The following is a 21,271-nucleotide window of genomic DNA, read 5'->3' on the forward strand; positions in this document are numbered from 1 at the left end:
AATAAATACTGTGAGTGTAACGGAATCAGCGGTAAACGCAACTGTTTGCTCAGCGTCTATGAACAGGATTGCTGAGTATGGTCAGTTCCCGGGATTTGCTTAAGCGACATTGATCGTCAGATCTATGCTGAGTAGTCTAATAAGGTCATTATGAAATATATTCAATGTTGAATATATTCATGTATGAATATATAATCGATCTCATAAAATCAACGCGGGAGGTTTTTATGGCAATTCGAGTTGGCAATAAGGCGGAAGGAAATGACTTTTTCGATCGCGTTACGGAACGCGAGGAAATCTGGCGACTTCTGGAGGGCAATCATATCTTATTGAGCGGTCCTCGGCGCTTAGGCAAAACGTCATTGCTGCAGCGATTGGCCGAGGAAGCGCAGGAACAAGGGCTCTTGGCGAAATTGGTAGACGTTGAAGGCATTGATACGGCAGGCGGATTCATTTTAGCGCTGGAGCACGCTTTCCCTGATGTAACGATCACCGGCTATTTGCAGTCGGTGGGACAAAAAATTTCGGTGGGGTTGGATCGAATCAAGGGTGTCAAACTCAACTTACCCGGCGGAGTAGGCAGCGAGATAGAAATGCAGGCTAAACCCGACGCCGGTTGGGCTGATCAGGCAGTGCGCTTGCAGGAGCGGCTGTCTAAAGCGCCGCTGTTGATTTTTATCGACGAGTTTTCGGTATTCTTGGAAAAATTGATTGCCAAGGATGCCGCCGACGCGGAAAAATTTCTCGGCTGGCTCAGAGCCTGGCGGATGAATTCGAACGTCGCCTGCCGTTTCGTGTTTTCCGGCTCGATCGGTTTTAACAGTCTGCTCGACCGCTACAAGGCCGGTACTCGGTTCAACGATTGCTACGATTTCAGATTGGGTCCGTTCCGGCTCAAAGCCGCCTTGCAAATGCTCGCGGAAGAAGCGCGGCGGGAAGATTGGGAAGGCGAGACGCCCGTGCTCGAACACCTTTGCCGGCGCGTCGGATGGCTTTCGCCGTTTTATTTGAATCTGTTGCTGGTCGAGTCGATCGGCGCGGCGCGCGACCGCGAACTGGAAAGCGGATCGTCGTTACATCGATTGCAAATATCGGACGTCGATGACGCTTATGATCGCCTGTTGGCGACGCGTTCCCGTTTCATCCATTGGTATCAACGGCTCGAGCGCGATCTGGAGGCGCCTGATTTCGCATTGGCGCTTGCCGTTTTGAACGCCTCGGCTAAATCCGAGCACGGTTTAACCCGCAATCAATTGCTCAGCCGTCTGCAGCGCCTTGAGCCGGACCCGGACCGGCGGAGCGCGCAACTGAACCGAATCTTGTTGAAACTGGAAGAAGATGGCTATCTGAACCAGGCGGACGAACGCATCCGGTTTTTATCTTTCCTCCTGCGCGACTATTGGAAACGAAACTATGGTTGATGCGATCAACAGGGCGCTGGGCGCTACCGTCAAATACAATCCCCATCTTTGGTGCGGCGATGAATTGCGTTCCATTTTTGTCGCGCGTATGCGGGAGCTGGAAGACATCGTCGCACGCATACGCGGCACCGAGCTGGGCCGAGCGCCGCAACATCTCTTGATTACCGGTGCGCGCGGCATGGGCAAAAGCACGTTGCTGCACCGGATTGCCCTGGCGGTGGCGGACGATGCCGAACTGTCGCGGCAATGGCTGCCGCTGGTGCTGCCGGAAGAGCAATATACCGTTGCGACACTGGCCGATTTATGGCTTAACGTATTGGGTGTTTTGGCCGATACGTTGGAGGGGAAGGGGGCTTCTCCTACAGAATTGAACCGGCTCGATCAGGACGTCGCGCGCATCAAAAGGCTGGTTCCTGCCGCACAGGAGGCCGAGGCGCTTGCGCTGTTGCTCGATTGGGTAAAACGCGACGGCCGCCGATTACTGCTGCTGATCGATAGCACCGATCAGCTGTTCGGCAGCTTGAGCAGCGGCGAAGCGAAAGCGGAGCAGGCGAGCGGCAGCACGCAGCTTTGGCGTTTGCGCAACGCCCTGACGCATAGTCCGGAATTGTTTTGGATCGGTTCCAGTTATCAAGCCCTGGAAGTAACCCAGCAATATCACGACGCCTTTCACGATTTTTTCGAACTGATCGAACTGCGCCCTTTGACGCTGGACGACATGCGCAACGCCATGCTGGCGATGGCACGCACCTTCGGCATGAGCGGCCTGCAAGGCGAGGCGGCGGCAGCGCAAATGGCGCAAAACCTCGACGCCCGCCCCGAACGCCTGAAAACGCTGCGAGCGATCACCGGCGGCAACCCGAGAACTACGGTAATCTTGTACGATCTGTTTGCCGCGAGCGGCCAGAATGACACCCACGCGGACCTGAAAGCCTTGCTCGACAGCATGACCCCCTTGTACAAAGCGCGCATGGAAAATCTGGCCGAACAGCCGCGCAAGATTTTCGCGCACGTGATGGAACAGTGGGAGCCGATTACCTTGGGCGATCTGGCCAGGTTGTCGGGCATTCCGAATACGACCTTGAGCGGACAGATCAAACGCCTGGAACAAGAAGGTTTGATCGAAAAAGTCAAACTTCCGGGCACACGGCGCAGCGGCTATCAGGCCAGCGAGCGCCTATTCAACATCTGGTATTTGATGCGCTATACCTCGCGTTGGGTGCGCCAGAAATTGACCTGGCTGATCGAGTTCATGCGCCTTTGGTACAGCGCCGACGAATTGCGCGGCATGGCCTTGGGGAGGGCCGAAGCGCATGGCCGCGGCGTCTTGCGGGATGGCCCGCATCTGGAGCTCTCCATCGCGTATGCCGCGGCCTTGCCGGCCGACTGCCGTGAGAGATACCAGCTCGAACACAGCGTATATGCTTTGGCGCACAAGTTGGCTGCGGAACAAAAGCAAGCGCTGAACAGCATCGTGCCGGGCTTGTTCGACCTGGACGGCGACGACCGTCACTTCAAAACCGCCGAGGATTATCTGCAACGATTCGAGGCTTTGGATGAACCATTGGCGCGTTGCCCTTTTGCTCAGGACGGGGAGAGAAAAAATGCATGGATTTTGGCAATCAAGCAAAGCACCCGGCTCAATCTGGCGCAAAAAGAGCAGATAGCCACGATGGCCGAATCGTTAAAGGTCGATCAGTACGAAGAGTTACTTAAGATTCTTTACGATGAGGTAGAGGCGATTCATGATGCACTAGGAAAAGAGAATGCCGAACGTGTGCTGACTGCCGTGGTCCAGGGCAATTTTTTTCCGGATTGCCCGGATGCGGGATTAGCCTACCGGCAGATCATCGCCGAATTTGGGGATAGTGCTCATATTGTAGGGTGGTGCTCTGAATTGCTCAGAGCCAGGTATCAGGATCTTTGGTTGGAAAAAATCTATCGAAGGATAATAGAGCTTGATCCAAAAGCGGACTGGGCCTGGAATAACCTGGGCAACTTGTTGCAATATTACCTGAACCGCTATCCGGAAGCCGAAGACGCGTATCGTCAAGCGATTGCGCTCGATCCGAAGGATGCGGTGCCCTGGAATAACCTGGGCAACTTGTTGCAAAATCACCTGAACCGCTATCCGGAAGCCGAAGAAGTGTATCGCCAAGCGATTGCGCTCGATCCGAAGGATGCCATTCCTTGGAATAACCTGGGCAACTTATTAAAAAATTATCTGAACCGCTATCTGGAGGCCGAAGACGCGTATCGTCAAGCGATTGCGCTCGATCCGAAGTACGTACGCCCGTGGAATGGTTTGGGCAACTTGTTGCAAGATCACCTGAACCGCTATCCGGAAGCCGAAGAAGCGTATCGTCAAGCGATTGCGCTCGATCCGAAGGATGCATCTCCTTGGAATGGTTTGGGCAACTTGTTGCAATATTGCCTGAATCGCTATCCGGAAGCCGAAGAAGCGTATCGTCAAGCGATTGCGCTCGATCCGAAGTATGCATGGCCTTGGAATGGTTTGGGCAACTTATTGAAAGATCATTTGAATCGCTATCCGGAAGCCGAAGATGCGTATCGTCAAGCGATTGCGCTCGATCCGAAAGGTGCCATTCCTTGGAATGGTTTGGGCAACTTATTGCAAGATCATCTGAATCGCTATCCGGAAGCCGATCATGCGTACCAAAAGGCACAGGAATTGGAGCCGCAAGATCCTTATCCTTGCGCCAATCGCGCCCGCTTGGCGGCGCAGCTCGGACAAACGCAGCGGGCGAACGAGTTGTTCCGGCAAGCTGCGCAATTAGCCGCAGCACAAGCGGCACTCAATGAAGAAGGTATCGATTGCCAGGAATTGTTGCTGCAAGCCCATTTATGGCTACATAATTTCGATGCGGCCGGCTTGGCATTGGACCGTCTCGCGGAGGCGGCAGGCAAAGCCGATAAATGGGCTTTGTATAAACTGCGCGAACAAGCCTGCGAAGCCGGTGCGATCGGTCTGGGCAGGGCCCTCAGCGAATTGATGGCGGTGTCGCGCCATGCCGATTTTATGCAGCCGATGATTTTAGCCTTGCGGGCAGCGGACGGCGAGCCCGATGCCTTGGAGGGTGCGGCGGCCGAAATCAAGAATATGGCTGCCGAGGTGTTGGCCGATATTCGCGCGTATCGGAATCGCTGAAGGCGACGAGCCTCTCCTCTCGTCTCGACGCTTTTGGGTGTGTTGTTGCGGTATTCGGTAACGCAAAACGATTCGGACGGGATAAATATCCCGTCCTGCTAAGGGCTTAGGGGCAATTCGGGGCGCCGCCGTCGGCAGGCTTTTGGCTGAGAAAAAAGCGATTGTCAAGGGCTGGAACGGGTAAAATATCGGACCTCCCCACCTTCTCCAGCGCTTGTTTCGCACCTTTTCCGAATGAACGCATTATTCAATTTATCGACCAACCTGCAGAACGGCTTGCACCTGACGTTTTTCCGCCCATGCAGCCTGGAACGGTTCATTTACAACCGTGACCAGTTTTTGCTTCTGTTACTGTTCGATCTGCTGCTCGAAATCGGTTCCGGCTATTTGCTGAATTGGCCGAAGCCGGAATTTCAACTCTATGCGTTGCCGGTCTACACCTTCGATCTGGCCTGTTTATTGATCGCGATCTATCTGGCCGCGAAGATCATACGACGCGAGAACGCGGTGTTGCAGAGCGCCACCGTGATTTGCAGCCTGGCGCCAGTGTTTATTCTGCTGCAAACGGTGTCGCGTTATATCAATCAATATGAGTTTGCCGAATGGCCGGATATTGGACTGTGGCTCGGATACCTGACTGGCGTTTATGCTGTGATTCTGCTCGGCCGCGCGTTGTTTATGGTTTGCGGCCGGCTGCCCGCCACCGTGATCAGTGTTGCGCTGGTGCTGTTGTCAGCCGGCCCCGGCGAATGGTGGTTTGCCGATTACCGCGATTTTTGGTATCCCCCCGAAGAACAGGAAGCACAAGACGGCGACCCTTATGCAAAGTACAAGGCGCTGGATGCTGAAGCGCTGTTGTACCGGCAGCCGGTCCTGCTCGACGACACGCTAAACCGCTTGCGCCCTGAGCGCAAAAAGCACGTCGATTTGTTTTATGTCGGTTTTGCCGGTTTCGCGACCGAAGACGTGTTCGCGATTGAAGCGGACTATATCAAACGCTTGTTCGACGGGCGCTTCGGCACCTCCGGGCATTCGGTCAACCTGGTCAATCATCTCGATACGCTCGATGATACGCCGCTCGCGACCGCGACCAATCTTGAAGTGGCCTTGAAAGGGATCGGCAGAATCATGAACCGGGATGAAGACGTGCTGTTCCTGTATCTGACCAGTCACGGCGGCAGCGATCATACGCTCGCGGTCGAATTCTGGCCGTTGCCGTTGCACGATCTGACCCCCGAGCGCTTGAAGGCGATGCTCGACCAGGCCGGCATCAAATGGCGGGTGATCGTGGTGTCGGCCTGTTATTCCGGCGGCTTTGTCGATGCGCTGAAAGGGCCGAACACGCTGGTCGCGACCGCCGCGGCCGCCGACCGCACCTCGTTCGGCTGCGGTTCCGAATCGGATTTCACCTATTTCGGCGAAGCGGTGTTCAAAGAGCAGTTGCAGAATCGGTTTTCGTTGATTTCGGCGTTCAAGGACGCCGCGGTTTCGATCGCCAAGCGCGAGCAGCGGGAGCAACTGGAAGCGTCCAAGCCCCAATTGTCGGTCGGCCCCTCGATAGCGCCGCATCTTGCCGTCCTCGAAAAATCGCTAACACAGCTGCAATGCGGGGCCGAGCGGGGCAAGGCGAAGGCGTGCTGAATGTACGAACTGGCGTCGAGCATTGTGCCAAACAATGTTACAATAGCCGCCATTCACGACACGCGATTATCCGCTTTCATCATACCGCTTGCGCTTTTCCGCCAATCCAAGCCTCATTGCCGCCACGCCTGATTCCGAAACTTGCGGATGCGTTGCAGGAAGCACTGAACTATCGATGCCTTCAGATTACAAATATTCATCAAACCCGGCGTTATGCCGCATAATGCGGCCGATACCGGCTAAGTCCGTTTTTAGTCTTAACCGAGCCAGTCGCCTCAATGCCTCAAGCTAATTTGCACAAGGTTTCCTTGCCTTATTTCGCGGATAGCGCCGCGTTGTTTTCGTCGATCGCAGGAAAGCCCTGGGCGGTTTTTTTGGACAGCGGCTATCCGGCTTGCACTTTAGACCGTTACGATATACTCGCGGCCGATCCGGTGTGCACCTTGGTCACACGGGGAGGAATCACCGAAATTACCCGCGACGGTCACACCGTGTCATCGGCAGCCGACCCCTTCGATTTGGTCAAGCATGAGGTGGGCAAAATCCGGCAGACGAAGAATGAATTACCGTTTAAAGGCGGCGCGATCGGCTATTTCGCCTACGATCTGTCGAGACGGATCGAACGCCTCGACAGCATCGCCGCCGATCTGGAGCGGATTCCGGAAATGGCGGTCGGTATTTACGAATGGGCCGTCGTCGTCGATCATCGCGAGCAAAAAAGTTATCTGGCCGGCATCGCGCGCGACCCGGAATACTGGCAGAAACTGATCGATCAGTTCAGCCGCTTGCCGGATGACCGCTCGGCGGCCCCGTTCCGGGTGCTCGGCGAGATCAAGGCCAACATGGACAAGCCCGGTTATTTCCGGGCTTTCGATCGGATCAAGCATTATCTGACCGAAGGCGATTGTTATCAGGTCAATCTGTCGCAACGGTTTTCGGCGCTGTGCGCGGGCGATCCGTGGACGGCTTATCGTAAATTGCGCGAATTGAATGCCGCACCGTTCAGCGCCTATCTGAATCTGCCCGACGTGCAGGTGCTGAGTTCCTCGCCCGAATGCTTTTTACGTTTGATAAACGGCAAGGTAACCACCAAACCAATCAAAGGCACGCGGCCGCGCAAGGCGGATGAAAACGAAGACCGGCGGCAGATCGAGATACTGCAAAACAGTCCGAAGGACCGCGCCGAAAATCTGATGATCGTCGATCTGTTGCGCAACGACATCGGCAAGACCTGCAAGCAGGGATCGGTCAGGGTGCCGAAGATTTTCGCGGTCGAGACCTATGCGACCGTGCATCATCTGGTCACCACGGTCACCGGCTTGCTCGCGGACGGCAAGCATGCGCTCGACCTGTTGAAACATTGTTTTCCGGGCGGCTCGATCACCGGCGCGCCGAAAATCCGCGCGATGGAAATCATCGAGGAACTCGAACCCTGCCGGCGCGGCGTCTATTGCGGATCGATCGGCTATATCGGTTTCGACGGCAACATGGACAGCAATATCGCGATCCGCACTCTGGTGCATTCGGACGGCGAGATTCGCTTCTGGGCCGGCGGCGGCATCGTCAACGATTCGGTCGCCGAAGAGGAATATCAGGAATGCTTCGACAAGGCGGCGGCCTTGCTCGACCTGCTCAGGCAGTTTTCGGATACGCGATGATCGTCATCAAGCTCGGCGGCAGTCTCGCGGCGGCCGGCACCTTGGCCGATTGTCTCGATGCGATAGACCGGAAATTCGGGGGCAGGGCGGTCGTGGTGGTGCCGGGCGGCGGCCTGTTTGCGGATCAGGTCCGCAGCGCGCAGCAGCAATGGCGGTTCGACGACGTGACCGCGCACCGGATGGCGCTCCTGGCGATGCAGCAGATGGCGCTATTGTTCAACGGCTTGAAGCCGCATTGGCCTGTCGTTCCACGCGTCGCCGATCTCAAAGACCAGCCGGCAGCCCGGATCTGGTCGCCGGACCCGGACGAACTCGACCAGGCCGGGATTCCGGCCAGCTGGGACATCACCTCGGACAGTCTCGCGACCTGGCTCGCCGAGCAGCTTTCGGCGGAGGAATTAATCCTGGTAAAATCGGCCGCGATCGAAGGGAGCGAAAGCCTGGAGGAGCTGGCCGCGCGGCAGATAGTCGACAAGGCGTTTTGGGATTACGCGGCGGACGCGCTTTTTAAAATTACCCTCATCAATCAACACACATTGAATGGCTGAACCAAACAAACCCGCGGAAGGCGATCTGGTGGCTTATGCCTTGACGTTTATCCGGCGCTTATTCGTCAAACAAATCAAATCGGTCTATTACAACGCCAGGGAAACGATCGGCGGCGATCACAAACGCGCTATCGTGGTGCATCAGGTCGAACAGGCCTGCGTGAACCTGCAGGAAACGCGCAACGAATTCGAGGATGCCTTGCAGCGCTTCAAGATGCTGGTCAATGTGAACGATTCGGCGCTCGAACACCGCTACCATCAGTTGAACCGCAAATACCAGTTCTGCAAGTCGAAGTCCGAAGCGGTCAGCGTGCGGATTCGGGCGATCGAGGAAGTCAGCGAGGCGCTGTTTGCAGAATGGGAAAAGGAATTGGACGAATACAGCAACCGCGCCTTGAAAAATCACAGCAAGCAGCAGCTCAAGCTGGCCCGGCAGAATTACGCCCGGCTGATCAAGGCGCTGCGCATGGCCGAAGCGAAGATCCAGCCGGTGTTGTCCGCCTTCAAGGACCAGGTGCTGTATCTGAAGCACAATCTGAACGCGCAGGCGATCGCCGCGCTGCAACACGAGTTCATCGAAATCGGCATCGACATCGCGCAATTGATCCAGGCGATGGAAAAAACGATCGCCGAGGCCAGCAGTTTCGTGGCGGTATTGTCCGACCGGAAGGCGTTGCCGAGTCCTTAAGTTTGATGACGGAAGGCTTTCTCCTTCGTTCTTGCCGTTAGCTGAGCGGAGCCGAAGCGGCGTCATTGGCATCATCATTGCTGAAATCTCTGTAGCGCTTCGCACTTCCGTTTATCGAATCCCTTTTCCTTTACCTCATCCAGGGGGCAGTCATGGCTATCAGCGTCTTCGATATTTTTAAGATCGGCATCGGCCCTTCCAGTTCGCATACGGTGGGGCCGATGCGGGCGGCGATGATGTTTGCGGGCAAGCTGGAGCAGCAGGGTATCATCGGCGAGGTGGATAGGCTCCAGGTCGAGTTGTTCGGCTCCCTCGGCGCGACCGGCAAGGGACACGGCACCGACAAGGCGGTGCTGCTCGGGCTTGAAGGCGAGGCGCCGGATTTGATCGATACCGCGATCATTCCGGCTCGGCTGGAGGCTATCCGGGCGGCCGGAGCCATTCAACTGTTGCGGCGCTATCCGATCCGTTTCGACGAGAAGGCCGATTTGCTGTTTCACCGCAAGGTTCTGCCTTATCATTCGAACGGCATGCGCTTTACCGTGTTCGACGATACCGGAGCCGAACTGCTGCAAACCGATTATTACTCGGTCGGCGGCGGTTTCGTGGTGACCGGCGCGGCCGCGGCGGCCGACAAACTGAGTCATGACGACACCCGTCTGCCGTATCCGTTCACAACCGGCGCCGAACTGTTGAAGCTGTGCGCGGCGCATGACAAGCCGATCAGCGCGTTGATGCTCAGCAACGAAAGGGTTTGGCTGGGCGAGGATCAAATTCGTCAAAACCTCTTGAACATCTGGCGGGTGATGCAGGCCTGCGTCGAACGCGGCATGCGCGAAGAAGGCGTCCTGCCGGGCGGCATGAAGGTGAAGCGCCGGGCCGCGAACCTGTATCGGCAATTGATCGGCGAGATACCCCGGCAGACGCCGGGCGTGCCGGTCGGGACGCTGGACTGGGTTAACCTGTTCGCGCTGGCGGTCAGCGAGGAAAACGCCGCCGGCGGCCGCGTCGTGACCGCGCCGACCAACGGCGCGGCGGGCATCATTCCGGCGGTGCTGCATTATTACTGGCGGTTTTGCGAAGGCGCGAATGAAGACGGCGTGATCCGCTTTTTGCTGACCGCGGCCGCGATCGCGATTTTATACAAGGAGAATGCGTCGCTGTCCGGGGCCGAAGTCGGCTGCCAGGGCGAGGTCGGCGTCGCCTGCTCGATGGCGGCCGGCGCCTTGGCGGAAGTGTTGGGCGGCACGCCGGAGCAGGTCGAAAACGCGGCCGAAATCGGCATGGAGCATAATCTGGGCCTGACCTGCGATCCGGTCGGCGGTTTGGTGCAGGTGCCCTGCATTGAACGCAATGCGATGGGCGCAGTCAAAGCGATTAACGCTGCCAGGATTGCTCTGCGCGGCGACGGTACGCATTTCGTGTCGCTGGACAAGGTGATCAAGACGATGCGCGAAACCGGTGCGGATATGAAAACCAAATACAAGGAAACCTCGCGCGGGGGGCTCGCGGTGAATTTGATCGAGTGTTGAAAGTCGATTTTCAATCGGTGCAAGAGCAGCCTAATCAATTAAGTGTATAATTAAGATTTGATTAATGTCTGTAGTGGACAATTGAAAATAAGCGTTACCTGAATTAAAAATATGAGCGAGCAACCCTTAGAAAACACGAATATTGACGAAGATGGCGCTATTGCTTCAAGACGTAAGTTTCTGAAGAAGCTGGCTTTTGGATCTTTGCTGGCATTGGGCGGATCCGAGGTTGCCACGGCGGCGGTTCGGCATGTGATCCATCCGCATCGGCACAGGCACGGCCATAGCCATGGGCATTCACATGCAAAACCTATCCGCGCCCTTGAGCGTCATGTGCAGACGCGTTTTATGCAGAATACCCCGGAACCTTACTATCTGCATGCGGCCGAACACAAAACTCTCGCCTTCGAACATACGCATACCGGCGATAAATTAAAATTAACCTATTTCGAACGGGGCCGGTATATTACGGAAGCGCTGCAAGAAATCAATTACTTGCTCCGCGACTTCCGCACCGATGATGTGCATCCCATTGATACCGCGTTACTGGATCAGTTGTTTGTGCTGAAGCAAACCCTGGGCGTGAATAAACCTTTTCATATCATCTCCGGTTATCGTTCTCCGCTCACCAACGCCCAGTTACGCAGACATAGCCACGGGGTTGCAGATCACAGTTTTCACATGCAAGGCCGAGCGATTGACATCAGGCTTGAAGGCGTGTCCTCCAAAACGATCAGAAACGCGGCGCTGACGCTGGCTCAAGGCGGCGTGGGTTATTATCCTCGGGATAATTTTGTCCATTTGGATACGGGTGAGTTTAGAACCTGGTAGATAAAGGAAGACTATGCTTCATCAGGGCTAATCCAGACGCTCCTAAAATATTTCTGGGGATGATCCTTATCTTCAATGTCCTTGCAAGGCGTGCCTTCAATTCTCTCGATCGAACCGTCATCGCTGAGAAGGTGTAGCCGATTATCCCGATGCGGATAAAATAAAACGCTTTCCGGACGAAAATGATCGGGCAACCCCGTGACTTCAATCCGCTCGGGGTTTTCCTTTTCTTGCCCCGACCATTGGTAGAGAGAAAATTGATCGCTGCCGTCATAAGCGCCTGCGATGAGGATAAATCGCTTTTTTTCCGCCCAATATTCAATGCTTCGGATCCCGAGGCCATTCAAGTCCAGTTCGATAGGCGCGCCAAAAATGGCATGGGCCTGTTTTTTCTCAAGCAATGCTTGCGGATTTGTTAGAGGCAAAAGCAAGGCTTTGCCGCCAGGAATGGGATTGCGGAAACCGATCAGCAGCTCATGATGGGGCGTTACGGCTAACCCTTCGATGTTTAACCCGCCTTTGGCTTTAGGCGGCAGTTTTTCCGCGGCTTCAAGTTGATAAGGCTTTAACCGCTCATCCTTCAGCAAGTCCTCAAACAGTTGAGTATAGGCATGCCCGACTTGTTTGAAGCGCTTCTCGCCATCGTCTGTCACTAGTTTATTGGCAAAAAATTGATGCCGTTCCGGCTTGGATTCACCGTCTTTATTTCTTCCATGCGAGGTGATCCAGTAGAGTATTTCGCCAAGTTGAACAGCGCCTTCGATATCGACTTCCCTCTTTTTAGGGTTATTGTCAAAGTAGTCGTTAATATCCTTCCCGGAAATTCCGGGAATTGGCCCTCCCGACTCGTCGGAGCGATAGACTTTTAGGATATTGTCTTCGTCATTGGCCACAACAAAATGCCGTTCATCAAGGGCAATCGCCGCTGAGGCATCGCAGATTCCCTGATGTATGAGTTCTTTATCAACACTGAATCTGATTCTTTTCATCTGCGCCACGACTCCTGATTTTAGGTTAACAGCCCGAACAAATCCTTCGGGTCGGCAGGCTCCGGCAACAGGTCCAGATCCTGGCCCAAGGCATGCTCCAAAGCCAGTTGATAGAGCAGGCGGAGCGCCGAATAATCTTCCAGCGCAAAGCCGACCGAATCGAATAGGGTGATTTCAGCACCGCTTTCCCTCCCCTGTTTACTCCCGGTCGTAAGTTCCCATAACTCGGCATGGATGCGGATGGCGCCGCATTGCTGCACTTCGCCTTCGATCAGCGATTGCGGCAGGTATTCGACAACGATCTTTGCAGCATCGAGCAGTTCCGGGGGCAGTTCGGTTTTGCCGGGGCAATCGCAGCCGATCGCGTTGATATGGGTTCCGGGCGCGATGTCCTGCAAATCGAATAATCGATGCCGGCCGTAGGCGGCGGTCGCGGTAATCACGATATCGGCTTGCCGGACCGCTTCCTGAATCGTGTCGCAAGGAGTCAGCGTAAAATTACAGGTCTTTAGATTATGCGCGAATTTGATCATCGCCAGCGGGTCTTTGTCATAAAAGCGGATTTCCTTGAGCGGAAACAGGCGCTTGAAGCCCAGAACCTGAAATTCCGCCTGCGCGCCGGTGCCGATGATCGCGAGCGTTTCGGAGTTTTTACGGGCCAGGTATTTTGCCGCCAATGCGCAGGTTGCGGCGGTCCTGAATGCGGTCAGCAGGGTCATTTCGGCAAACAGCAGGGGATAGCCGGTCAGGGCATCGCTGAGCTGGCCGGTCGCGACGACGCTGAATTTGCCTTTGGCCGGATTGCCGGGATAGCCATTCACATATTTGAAGGCATAGTAGCGGTCGTCGGCGCAGGGCATCAGTTCGATCGCGCCATGGGAATAATACGTGGCATGGCGGGGAGATAAGCGAAAGTCTGGCCAGCGGGAAAAGTCGCGTTCGAGAGAAGTAATCAGCCGGCCAAAAAAGGCTTCGATGCCGATCGTGGCGATCAGCTTTTGCATGTCTCGAACCGTGACGACTTTCATGGGGAGGCCTTGACTAAATGTTGGCTCTGTTCTGGACAGGGACTGGCGAAGTCCATGTGTCTTGACCTTATGACAGGCTCTAGGCGAGCGGGTTCATATGCTAGTAGAAGGACGCTTTGCCTCACGCACCGCAGGCGCGGTGTGTGCGGCATCCCAACGCGACGCGCGGGGACGAGGGTAGGGTTAGCGGTAGCGCGTAGGATCTGCGATGCCCGCGGCCGCAAAACCGTTTTTGCGCAGCCGACAGGCATCGCAGAGGCCGCAGGCGCGGCCGTCCGGGTCGGCGGCGTAGCAGGACACGGTCTGACTGTAATCGACCCCCAAGGCCAGGCCGGTTTTGATGATGTCGGCCTTGCTCAGGGCAATCAGCGGCGTGTGGATCGTAAAATGATCGCCCTCGACGCCGGCCTTGGTCGCAAGGTCCGCCAGTTTTTGAAAGGCTGCGATGAACTCGGGCCGGCAATCCGGGTAGCCGGAATAATCGACCGCGTTCACGCCGATGAAAATGTCGCGGGCATTCAGCACTTCCGCCCAACCCAGCGCAAACGCCAGAAAGATCGTGTTGCGCGCCGGCACATAGGTGGTCGGTATGCCGTCTTGCGGCGTCATCGGCACCGGAATGTGATCGTCGGTCAATGCGGAGCCGCCGATAGCGCCGAGTCCCAACGGGATGATCTTATGATCGGCGACCCGATAGCGTTCGGCGATGCGCCGCGCGGCGTTCAATTCCGCGTTATGCCGCTGTCCGTAGTCGAAGCTGAGCGCGTGGCAAAGATAGCCCCGACTTTGGGCCAGCGCCAATGCGGTAATCGAATCAAGCCCGCCCGAGAGCAGGATAATCGCTTTTTTTTGCATGCGGGATCATTTGCCGCGGGCATCGGCCCACAGCAGTTTGTGAAGTTGAACCTGAAAGCGGACCGGCAGCCGGTCGGCGAGAATTTTATCGGCCAGGTCGGTAGGATCTTGCTGGCCCATCACCGGCGAGAACAGTATCTGGCAACGTTCCGGCAAGTGATATTCGTTCAGCGCGGCCTTCGACCAGGCGTAATCTTCTTCGTTGCCGATCACGAATTTGATCTGATCCTTGCGATCCAGGAAACCGATGTTTTGATAAAGATTCCGGCCCAGTTCGCCGGAGCTTGGCGTTTTGAGGTCCATCACCTTGATCACGCGCGGATCGACCTTCGAAATGTCGAGCGCGCCGCTGGTTTCGAGCGAGACGGTGTAGCCTTTGTCGAGCAGGCGGGTCATCAATTCCAGACAGCCCGGCTGCGCCAAAGGCTCGCCGCCGGTGACGGTCACATAGGGCGTGCCGTAGGCGTCGACCTCGGCGAGGATCTCGTCGATCGCGATTTTTTTACCGCCGGTGAAGGCGTATTCGGTATCGCAATAAACGCAGCGCAGCGGACAGCCGGTCAGGCGAATAAAGACGGTCGGCAAGCCGACCGTGTTCGATTCGCCTTGCAGCGAATAGAAAATCTCGGTGATGCGAAGAGAACTCACTGGCCTTGGATCGATTGCAGTTTCTTGGCCGCCAAACGCGCCGCGTTCGTGTTCGGATAATCGTTCGAAACCCGAGTCAGATACTCGCGGGCTTTCGCCTTGTTGTTCAGGTCGATTTCGAGATAACCGAGTTTCAACAACGCATCAGGCACCTTCGGGCTGCCGGCATAACTGTCCAGCACCTTGGTGAAGGCCGCGCGGGCAGAGCTGAAATCCTGATTGACCCGATAGGCTTCGCCGAGCCAGTATTGCGCATTGCCGGACAGAGGGCCGGAAGGGTTGCGGCTCAAATAGGCCTTGAATTCCTCGATCGACTGCGCCGTGCGGCCGTTTCTGAGGTCGTCGTAAGCCTGTTTGTATTCCTGATCTTCCGAAACCGCGGCGGCGGGCTCGCTCGGAGGCGGTGGAACGGCGGCCGCCGGGCTGCTGGCAGGCGCCGGCTCAGCCGCCTGACCTGCATCGGCAGGCGGTTCCGTGGCGCCCTGATTCGGCTCTGCCGGTTGCGCATCGCCCGAAGGCTGCAAGTTGTCCAGATCGGCAGGCGGCGCGGCATCGCCGGCTGGGGCTGCCTCCGGACTGCCGCCCGAAGCCTTGCTTTCGAGATTTTGCACGCGCTCGTCAAAATCCGAATACATCGTGCTCAGCCGTTTTTTCAGTTCGGCGTTTTGATAGGCCTGTTCCTCGACCTTGCCGGTCAGTTCGCGCACTTCGCTTTGCAGTTGGTCGATGCGGCTCATCAGCTCGTAAAGGGTCTTGCTGGATGCAGCCGCCTGCGGGATCGGAACCCCTGCCGGATTGCCGGGATCGTTGACCACGGGAGCCAACGCCCAGGCGTTTACAGAGAGGCTGCCGACCAGCGCCGACAGCAGCAAGGGACGTATGTTCATTTACTTATAAACCAGTTCGACGCGGCGGTTAAGTTCCCACGCAGACTCGTCGCTGCCGAAGGCGGCCGGTTTCTCTTCACCATAGCTGACGATGTCGAATTGGCCATCGGAGGCGCCTTGCGCCCGCATCAGGTTCGCGACCGATTTGGAGCGGTTTTCGCCCAATGCGATGTTGTATTCGCGCGAGCCGCGTTCGTCGGCATGGCCTTCCAGGGCAAGGCGTTGGCCGGGATGGCTCGCCAGATAACGGGCGTGCGCGGCGATGACCGGTTCAAAATCCGGTTGGATCTGGCTGCTGTCGAGCATGAAATAGATCGTTGATTTGGACAGCGGGTTGTTCGGATCGGAAAACTCGGGCCCCAAGCGGCTATTGGGATAATTTCCAGCACCGCCCGCACCGAATTGCGAACCGCCGAGACCTGCGCCGTTATTCAGGCCGCCGGTCGATGCATCGTTGATGCCGCTGGCGCCCATTTGCGAGCCATCGGTCAAGGCCTGATCGGCTTCGTCATCGCTGCAAGCGGTCAAAAACATGGCGCTTATCGCCAAAGCTAAGAGTGTTTTGTTCAGTTTCATCGTTAAGGTCCAGAAAAATAAGGTAATAATTCTACAAAAAAAAAGGGTTTGTGCCAATCGGGCAGGGCATTTATGTTAGCCCTGCCTCCGGATGGCCGGTCGAGGGTTTTAAGGCGCCCAGGACGGCTCGCGCACCGCGTTGCTGTCGAAGACCAGTTTTTGCTGCATCTTGCCGTCGAGCGAGACGGCCGCCAAGAAGCCGCCGCTGCCGCGTTGCGAGGCATACAAGATCATGTCGCCGTTCGGCGCGAAACTGGGCGATTCGTCGGTCGGGCCGCTGGTCAGGACGTTGATCGCTCCGCTGCCGACATCCATCACCGCGATCCGGTAGTCATTGCCGTTGCCGTGCACCATCGCGATATTCTTGCCGTCCGGAGAGAAGCTGGCACGCGCATTGTAGCTGCCGGAGAAAGTAATCCGCTTTTCGCCGCCGCCCTGGCTCGAAACCCGATACAGCTGCGGTTTGCCGCCCCGGTCCGAGGTGAACACGATGGTGCCGCCGTCGGGCGACCAGGTCGGTTCGGTATCGATCGCGGAACTGTTCGTGATCTTGCGCAGGGAATTGTTGACCAGACTCAGCACATAAATATCGGGGCTGCCGTCCTTCGACAGGGTCAGCGCGAGCTTGCTGCCGTCGGGAGACCAGGACGGCGCGCCGTTGATGCCGGGGAATTCGGCGACCTTGACCCGCTGGCCGGTCGCGAGCGTTTGCACATAGATCGCGGCGGTTTTTCTTTCGAACGACACATAGGCCATTCTGCGGCCGTCCGGCGACCAGGACGGCGACATCAAGGGTTCCGACGAGGTCGCGATCGTTTGCGGATTGAAGCCGTCCGCATCGGCGACCTGCAGGCGGTGCGTCGCCGAGGCGCCCTGGCCGCTGCTGGTGATGTAGGCGATACGGCCGCTGAATACGCCTTTTTTGCCGATCAGCTTTTCAAAGATCAGATCGCTGATGTGATGCGCGGTGCGGCGCAGATCCTGCGCGGTCGACGCCATCCGGTAGCCGAGCAGCTGACTGCCGCTATTCACGTCGAACAACTGGAATTGCACATTGTACTGGCCGCCGGCCGGCACCGCCTGGCCGATCACGATGTAATTCTGGCCGACCGATTTCCATTCGCCGAACTGGATCGCCTCGGGAGAGGTCGGCCGGCTCGGCATGGATTGTTCGCTCATCGGTCTGAAATAGCCGCTGCCGCCCAAATCATGGCTGACGACGCTGCTGATGCTGACCGGACCGCCTTGCTGGGCGAACGGCACGATCGCAATCGGCAGAGCGCTCTCGATCCCTTCGGTGATCTCGATATCCATTTCCGCGCGCAGCAATGGCGCAAACAGACCTAATAGACCGATGATGATGATTTTCTTTATTCTCTTCACGCGCAAGACCTCTAAAAAACAACTTCTCTTATGGTTCCCACGCTCTGCGTGGGAACCGGGATAAGGACGCTCTGCGTCCCGAACCGCAGAGCGGTTCGAATTGCGTTGCCACGCAGAGCGTGGGAACGATCATTCGTTTTCATTGCACTAGACAGGGTACGCGGCGCGTACCTTGCCGGAGTTTTCCAGGCTATCACTAAGCGCCGCGGTCCGGGTCGAAAGTAAACGTAAACGACCGGAAGGATTTCGCGAAAACGTCCTTATCCTGCGGCACCGGCAATGGCGATGCCTTATTGACCGCATTTTCGGCCGAACGGTCAAAAATTTCATCGCCGCTGGAGGCGATGACTTCCGCATCGATTACTGTGCCGTCGGACATCAGCCTGACCCGGATTCGGCATTTCAAGCCGGGTTGCATCGACATTGGGCGTATCCAGCTGCGGTTGACCTTCAGCCGAATCGCTTTGATCGCAGCATTGACCGCATCCTGCGAGGCGGCGGCTTTGGCTTTCGCTTCCTGAGCCGCTTTTTCAGCGGCTGCGGCCTTGGCTTGCGCTTCGGCAGCCGCGCGTGCAGCTTCGGCCTTCGCTTTAGCCTCGGCTTCCGCCTTAGCCTTGGCGGCGGCGGCTCTTTCCGCCTCGGCCTTCGCTTTCGCTTCGGCTTCCGCCTTGGCCTTTGCGGCGGCTTCCGCCTTGGCTTTCGCATCGGCCTCCGCTTTCGCCTTGGCGGCTTTTTCGGCGGCTAATTTTTTGGCTTTCTCCGCCGCCACCTTTTCCGCTTCGGCTTTTGCCTCGGCCTTCGCTTTCGCATCGGCTTCTGCTTTAGCTTTTGCGGCGGCTTCCGCCTTGGCGGCCTTTTCGGCCGCCAGTTTTTTGGCTTTTGCTTCGGCTTCGGCCTTCGCCTTGGCCGCTTTTTCCGCAGCCAGCTTGTTGGCTTTTTCCGTAGCGGCCTTCTCGGCCGCGGCTTCTTTTGCCTTTTCGGCTTTTTCCGCGGCGAGTTTTTGGGCTTTTTCTTCGGCGGCTTTTTCAGCGGCTAATTTTTTGGCTTTCTCGGCCGCCGCCTTTTCGGCCTCGGCCTTCGCCGCCGCGGCTTTCTCTTGCTCGGCTTTTTCCGCCGCGAGTCTTTTCGCTTTCAGGTCAGCCAGTTTCTCGGCTTCCGCCTTGGCTTTCGCGGCGGCGGCTTCGGCTTTTTCGGCGGCCAATTTTTGCGCTTTCTCGGCCGCGGCTTTTTCGGCTTCGGCCTTCGCTTTCTGTGCGGCTTCGGCCTTCTCTGCGGCGAGTTTTTTCGCCTTGGCGGCGGCTTCGGCTTTTTCGGCCGCGAGCTTTTGCGCCTTGGCTTCGGCCGCTTTTTCGGCATCGGCCTGGGCTTTGGCGGCGGCTTCCGCTTTTTCGGCGGCAAGCTTTTTGGCTTTCAGCGCCGCCTCTTCCGCTGCGGCTTTGGCTTTTTCCTCGGCCAATTTTTGCGCCTTGATCGCGGCCGCTTTTTCCTGAGCCTTCTTTTCTTCAACGGCTTTTTCCGCCGCCGCCTTTTCTGCCGCCGCCTTTTCCGCCGCCGCCTTTTCCGCCGCCGCCTTTTCCGCAGCGGCCTTGGCCTTCGCGGCTTGCGCCTGGGCTATCGCGGCTGCCTGTTTCTGCACGTCGCTGGCCGGCTCGACCGGCGGCTCCGGCGCAGGTTCGGATACCGGTTCGGCTTTTGCCTCGCTGGCAGGATGTTCGGCCGGTTGCTCGACTATCGTGGCCTGGATGATTTCGGGGGCAGGCGGCGCCGCATTGTCCGACTTTTTGAACAGCGTGCTGAGGATGAACAACAGCACGATCGAAAGATGCAACGTCAGGGCCAGTACGAACGGCCATGAATATTTTTTTCTGTCCATCCCGCTCAGTTTTCTTCAGGTCGGGTCAATAAGCCCACATTCGGCACGCCGGTATTCTTCAGGCCGGCCATCATCGTGACCACCGTGCCGTAATCGACGTCTTTGTCGGCTTCGATCAGCACTTGTGTTTCGGGTTTTTCGGCCAATACCGCCGACACCTTGACGTCGACTTCTTCAGGCTCGATCGGCTCCTGGTCTTTTTCGCAGCAGGTGATGTAATACTTGTAGCTGTCGTCGGCTTCCTTTTTGATCGAAAGAATCAGCGGCGGATCGTTTTTGGGCTCGACGACCGCCGATTCGGCTTCCGGAAGGTCGACCTTGACGCCGGTCTGCAACAAAGGCGTCGTGATCATGAAAATGATCAGCAATACCAGGGTGACGTCGATATAGGGTACGACGTTGATCTCGCCCATCGGCTTTCTGCGCCGGCCTTTTCGTTGTCTGCTCATTTTTGGTGCGCCTGTCTTTGCAGTAATACGACGAATTCTTCGACGAACAATTCGTAGCGGCCGATCAGACGGTCCAGGTTCGTCGAGAAACGGTTATAGGCGATAACGGCCGGAATCGCGGCGAACAGGCCGATCGCGGTCGCGATCAAGGCTTCGGCGATGCCCGGCGCGACCTGCGCCAGGGTGGCCTGTTTGACATTGCCGAGCGAGCGGAACGAGTTCATGATCCCCCAGACCGTGCCGAACAGGCCGACATAGGGGCTGGTCGAGCCGACCGTGGCCAGGAACGGCAGGTGTTCGTCGAGACGATCGATTTCGCGCGACAATTCGATCCGCATCGCCCGTTGCGCGCTTTCGACCTGGACCAAGGGTTCGACATTGCCGGCCTGGCGCATCCTCGAGAATTCCTTGTAGCCGGCCAGGAAGATTTTTTCGATGCCTTCGGGCTCGAAGCCTTTCGCGGTCAGTTTGCGGTACAGTTCCGCCAGCGCGACGCCGGACCAGAATTCGGCCTCGAATTCGTCGGTGATCTTGATCGCGCGGTTGAGCTCCTTGCGCTTCGAAAAGATGAACGTCCAGGAGGCGAGCGAGGCCGAGACCAAAAGCGCCATCACGAACTGGACGACGACGCTGGCTTCCTTGATGAGATGGAGTATCGATAAATCAGTGTTCATGCTTGAGTGGTTCTAACAAATGTTGAGGAATCGCTTTCGGAGTCATCGTGCCGGCATCGAGACAGGCAATGCGGATGATCCCTTTACATAAAACATCGTCGCCGCGCGTAATCTCTTGCGCGAAGACCAGGCTGGCTTTTTTCGCTTCGATGACCCGGGCGCTGGCGGTTAAAAGTTCGTTGAAGCGGGCCGGCTTCAGGTAATCGACCTGCACCGAACGCACGACAAAAATCACGCCGTAATCGGCGATCAAGGCATCCTGCTCATGGCCCAGCGCGCGCAGCATTTCGGTGCGGGCGCGCTCGAAAAATTTCAGATAATTCGCGTAAAACACCACGCCGCCGGCGTCGGTGTCTTCGTAATACACCCGGATCGGCCAGGTGAACATATCGATCGGTTGCTCGCTTTGCACCATGATAAG

19 protein-coding genes are annotated in these 21,271 nt (G+C 56.9%); 8 read left to right on the forward strand and 11 right to left on the reverse strand.

Features of this window, described 5'->3' with window-relative positions; genetic code table 11:
- Positions 1 to 227: 227 nt before the first annotated feature.
- The 8 genes from ACEPPP_RS00445 (at position 228) to ACEPPP_RS00480 (ending at position 11,488) form a co-directional block, all read left to right on the forward strand.
- Positions 228 to 1,421 carry a hypothetical protein gene (locus ACEPPP_RS00445; RefSeq protein WP_374089100.1) on the forward strand — a complete coding sequence of 398 codons (1,194 nt, stop codon included), beginning with the start codon at positions 228 to 230 and terminating at the stop codon, positions 1,419 to 1,421.
- A complete protein-coding gene (locus tag ACEPPP_RS00450; protein WP_374089101.1) occupies positions 1,414 to 4,590 on the forward strand; it encodes a tetratricopeptide repeat protein in 3,177 nt (1,058 codons plus the stop codon). Before ACEPPP_RS00445 ends, ACEPPP_RS00450 begins: the two co-directional genes overlap by 8 nt.
- 234 nt (positions 4,591 to 4,824) lie before the next feature.
- Complete coding sequence (locus ACEPPP_RS00455; protein WP_374089102.1) at positions 4,825 to 6,231, forward strand: C13 family peptidase; 1,407 nt, start codon at positions 4,825 to 4,827, stop codon at positions 6,229 to 6,231.
- A 278-nt stretch (positions 6,232 to 6,509) separates the two neighbouring features.
- Positions 6,510 to 7,889, forward strand: coding sequence for an aminodeoxychorismate synthase component I (gene pabB / locus ACEPPP_RS00460; RefSeq protein ID WP_374089103.1), 1,380 nt, complete (start codon positions 6,510 to 6,512; stop codon positions 7,887 to 7,889).
- Positions 7,886 to 8,437, forward strand: coding sequence for a uridylate kinase (locus tag ACEPPP_RS00465; RefSeq protein ID WP_374089104.1), 552 nt, complete (start codon positions 7,886 to 7,888; stop codon positions 8,435 to 8,437). The genes pabB and ACEPPP_RS00465 overlap by 4 nt, the downstream gene beginning before the upstream one ends.
- A complete protein-coding gene (locus ACEPPP_RS00470; RefSeq protein ID WP_374089105.1) occupies positions 8,430 to 9,125 on the forward strand; it encodes a DUF2959 domain-containing protein in 696 nt (231 codons plus the stop codon). Before ACEPPP_RS00465 ends, ACEPPP_RS00470 begins: the two co-directional genes overlap by 8 nt.
- Positions 9,126 to 9,277: 152 nt before the next feature.
- Positions 9,278 to 10,657 carry an L-serine ammonia-lyase gene (locus ACEPPP_RS00475; protein WP_374089106.1) on the forward strand — a complete coding sequence of 460 codons (1,380 nt, stop codon included), beginning with the start codon at positions 9,278 to 9,280 and terminating at the stop codon, positions 10,655 to 10,657.
- A gap of 111 nt (positions 10,658 to 10,768) precedes the next feature.
- Positions 10,769 to 11,488 carry a YcbK family protein gene (locus tag ACEPPP_RS00480; protein ID WP_374089107.1) on the forward strand — a complete coding sequence of 240 codons (720 nt, stop codon included), beginning with the start codon at positions 10,769 to 10,771 and terminating at the stop codon, positions 11,486 to 11,488.
- 11 nt (positions 11,489 to 11,499) lie between these two features.
- Here the strand turns inward: ACEPPP_RS00480 and ACEPPP_RS00485 are convergent, their stop codons facing one another.
- The 11 genes from ACEPPP_RS00485 to ybgC all read right to left on the reverse strand — a co-directional run bounded on the left by ACEPPP_RS00485 (position 11,500) and on the right by ybgC (position 21,238).
- Positions 11,500 to 12,477 (reverse strand): DUF3616 domain-containing protein, encoded by a 978-nt coding sequence (locus ACEPPP_RS00485; protein ID WP_374089108.1) that lies wholly within the window; start codon positions 12,475 to 12,477, stop codon positions 11,500 to 11,502.
- A gap of 20 nt (positions 12,478 to 12,497) precedes the next feature.
- Positions 12,498 to 13,505 carry an ornithine cyclodeaminase gene (locus ACEPPP_RS00490; RefSeq protein WP_374089109.1) on the reverse strand — a complete coding sequence of 336 codons (1,008 nt, stop codon included), beginning with the start codon at positions 13,503 to 13,505 and terminating at the stop codon, positions 12,498 to 12,500.
- A 183-nt stretch (positions 13,506 to 13,688) separates the two neighbouring features.
- Positions 13,689 to 14,360 carry a 7-cyano-7-deazaguanine synthase QueC gene (queC, locus tag ACEPPP_RS00495; protein ID WP_374089110.1) on the reverse strand — a complete coding sequence of 224 codons (672 nt, stop codon included), beginning with the start codon at positions 14,358 to 14,360 and terminating at the stop codon, positions 13,689 to 13,691.
- Positions 14,361 to 14,366: 6 nt separating this feature from the next.
- Positions 14,367 to 15,008 carry a 7-carboxy-7-deazaguanine synthase QueE gene (gene queE / locus ACEPPP_RS00500; RefSeq protein ID WP_374089111.1) on the reverse strand — a complete coding sequence of 214 codons (642 nt, stop codon included), beginning with the start codon at positions 15,006 to 15,008 and terminating at the stop codon, positions 14,367 to 14,369.
- Positions 15,005 to 15,895: a tol-pal system protein YbgF gene (gene ybgF / locus ACEPPP_RS00505; protein WP_374089112.1), complete on the reverse strand. Its 891-nt coding sequence runs from the start codon at positions 15,893 to 15,895 to the stop codon at positions 15,005 to 15,007. The genes queE and ybgF overlap by 4 nt, the downstream gene beginning before the upstream one ends.
- Positions 15,896 to 16,471 (reverse strand): peptidoglycan-associated lipoprotein Pal, encoded by a 576-nt coding sequence (gene pal / locus ACEPPP_RS00510; RefSeq protein ID WP_374089113.1) that lies wholly within the window; start codon positions 16,469 to 16,471, stop codon positions 15,896 to 15,898. It abuts the gene before it with no gap.
- Positions 16,472 to 16,579: 108 nt separating this feature from the next.
- The gene (tolB, locus tag ACEPPP_RS00515) at positions 16,580 to 17,785 is read right to left on the reverse strand and encodes a Tol-Pal system beta propeller repeat protein TolB (protein WP_374090958.1); all 1,206 of its coding nucleotides are present in this window, start codon (positions 17,783 to 17,785) and stop codon (positions 16,580 to 16,582) included.
- 265 nt (positions 17,786 to 18,050) lie between these two features.
- A complete protein-coding gene (gene tolA / locus ACEPPP_RS00520) occupies positions 18,051 to 19,727 on the reverse strand; it encodes a cell envelope integrity protein TolA (protein WP_374089114.1) in 1,677 nt (558 codons plus the stop codon).
- 5 nt (positions 19,728 to 19,732) lie between these two features.
- Positions 19,733 to 20,176, reverse strand: coding sequence for a protein TolR (gene tolR / locus ACEPPP_RS00525; protein WP_374089115.1), 444 nt, complete (start codon positions 20,174 to 20,176; stop codon positions 19,733 to 19,735).
- A complete protein-coding gene (gene tolQ, locus ACEPPP_RS00530; RefSeq protein ID WP_326501487.1) occupies positions 20,173 to 20,850 on the reverse strand; it encodes a protein TolQ in 678 nt (225 codons plus the stop codon). The genes tolR and tolQ overlap by 4 nt, the downstream gene beginning before the upstream one ends.
- The gene (ybgC, locus tag ACEPPP_RS00535; RefSeq protein WP_374089116.1) at positions 20,840 to 21,238 is read right to left on the reverse strand and encodes a tol-pal system-associated acyl-CoA thioesterase; all 399 of its coding nucleotides are present in this window, start codon (positions 21,236 to 21,238) and stop codon (positions 20,840 to 20,842) included. Before ybgC ends, tolQ begins: the two co-directional genes overlap by 11 nt.
- Positions 21,239 to 21,271 lie beyond the last annotated feature (33 nt).

It is taken from the genome of Methylomicrobium lacus (assembly GCF_041897535.1).
GTDB classification, from domain to species: Bacteria; Pseudomonadota; Gammaproteobacteria; order Methylococcales; family Methylomonadaceae; genus Methylomicrobium; species Methylomicrobium lacus_A.

Excerpts from the sequence above, each read along its gene's own strand:
- pal (WP_374089113.1), bottom strand. The coding sequence starts at position 16,471 with ATGAAACTGAACAAAACACTCTTAGCTTTGGCGATAAGCGCCATGTTT.
- ACEPPP_RS00490 (WP_374089109.1), bottom strand. The coding sequence starts at position 13,505 with ATGAAAGTCGTCACGGTTCGAGACATGCAAAAGCTGATCGCCACGATC.
- queC (WP_374089110.1), bottom strand. The coding sequence starts at position 14,360 with ATGCAAAAAAAAGCGATTATCCTGCTCTCGGGCGGGCTTGATTCGATT.
- ACEPPP_RS00465 (WP_374089104.1), top strand. The coding sequence starts at position 7,886 with ATGATCGTCATCAAGCTCGGCGGCAGTCTCGCGGCGGCCGGCACCTTG.
- ACEPPP_RS00480 (WP_374089107.1), top strand. The coding sequence starts at position 10,769 with ATGAGCGAGCAACCCTTAGAAAACACGAATATTGACGAAGATGGCGCT.
- ACEPPP_RS00475 (WP_374089106.1), top strand. The coding sequence starts at position 9,278 with ATGGCTATCAGCGTCTTCGATATTTTTAAGATCGGCATCGGCCCTTCC.
- tolB (WP_374090958.1), bottom strand. The coding sequence starts at position 17,785 with ATGGATATCGAGATCACCGAAGGGATCGAGAGCGCTCTGCCGATTGCG.
- ACEPPP_RS00470 (WP_374089105.1), top strand. The coding sequence starts at position 8,430 with ATGGCTGAACCAAACAAACCCGCGGAAGGCGATCTGGTGGCTTATGCC.
- ACEPPP_RS00485 (WP_374089108.1), bottom strand. The coding sequence starts at position 12,477 with ATGAAAAGAATCAGATTCAGTGTTGATAAAGAACTCATACATCAGGGA.
- ACEPPP_RS00455 (WP_374089102.1), top strand. The coding sequence starts at position 4,825 with ATGAACGCATTATTCAATTTATCGACCAACCTGCAGAACGGCTTGCAC.
- ybgC (WP_374089116.1), bottom strand. The coding sequence starts at position 21,238 with ATGTTCACCTGGCCGATCCGGGTGTATTACGAAGACACCGACGCCGGC.
- ybgF (WP_374089112.1), bottom strand. The coding sequence starts at position 15,895 with ATGAACATACGTCCCTTGCTGCTGTCGGCGCTGGTCGGCAGCCTCTCT.
- ACEPPP_RS00450 (WP_374089101.1), top strand. The coding sequence starts at position 1,414 with ATGGTTGATGCGATCAACAGGGCGCTGGGCGCTACCGTCAAATACAAT.
- ACEPPP_RS00445 (WP_374089100.1), top strand. The coding sequence starts at position 228 with ATGGCAATTCGAGTTGGCAATAAGGCGGAAGGAAATGACTTTTTCGAT.
- pabB (WP_374089103.1), top strand. The coding sequence starts at position 6,510 with ATGCCTCAAGCTAATTTGCACAAGGTTTCCTTGCCTTATTTCGCGGAT.
- tolR (WP_374089115.1), bottom strand. The coding sequence starts at position 20,176 with ATGAGCAGACAACGAAAAGGCCGGCGCAGAAAGCCGATGGGCGAGATC.
- tolQ (WP_326501487.1), bottom strand. The coding sequence starts at position 20,850 with ATGAACACTGATTTATCGATACTCCATCTCATCAAGGAAGCCAGCGTC.
- tolA (WP_374089114.1), bottom strand. The coding sequence starts at position 19,727 with ATGGACAGAAAAAAATATTCATGGCCGTTCGTACTGGCCCTGACGTTG.